The organism is Mycobacterium sp. NAZ190054 (genome assembly GCF_001545925.1).
GTDB lineage: Bacteria > Actinomycetota > Actinomycetes > Mycobacteriales > Mycobacteriaceae > Mycobacterium.
The window spans coordinates 1-514 of sequence record NZ_LMVQ01000542.1 but is presented as its reverse complement, the minus strand read 5'-3'; the positions used below and the strand labels follow the sequence as shown (position 1 = coordinate 514).

Genomic DNA, 514 nt, shown 5'->3' with positions numbered 1-514 from the left:
GCCAAGCTCAGCCAGGACAACGGCTACACCGTGCTGCTGCACAAGGCCTGGCGCCAGGACATCGGCGAGACCCCGGTGAAGATCGCCCTCAGCGAAGGCCAGGAACAGGATCATCATTTCCCGGTGGAAGGTACGCTGACCCTCAGCCAGGTGCGCTTCGTCGACATGGAGGCCGATTTCTGGGTCAATCGCTTCGGCGACGACGGTTTCCTCGCCGGCAGCCAGCACATCAGGCAGGGCACGCGGCTGAAGAATGGCGAACTGACCTATCTCGACCATCCGAGCCTGGGCATCCTGATCAAGGTGGTGCCGGTCGGCGCCCGTCCCGCCGCCCCCAATCCCATGGAAATGGAAGAACAGCAGGCACCGGCGGACGCGCCTCCCGTCGAAGGCGGTTTCGACGCCGCACCTCCTGCGCAATAGCGAAAAAGGCCGCAATAGCGGCCTTTTTTTTCGTTGCGATGGCCGCCTAGCCGGCAAGGACCCGCGCCAACACCGCGCGCACCTTGCCGCT

Annotated in this window: 1 protein-coding gene; it reads left to right on the top strand. The window is 64.4% G+C overall.

Features of this window, described 5'->3' with window-relative positions:
- Positions 1-423, top strand: a 423-nt coding sequence (locus ASJ79_RS25630; RefSeq protein WP_067961474.1) for a CsiV family protein, incomplete at its 5' end; no start/stop codon positions are given.
- Positions 424-514: the final 91 nt, after the last annotated feature.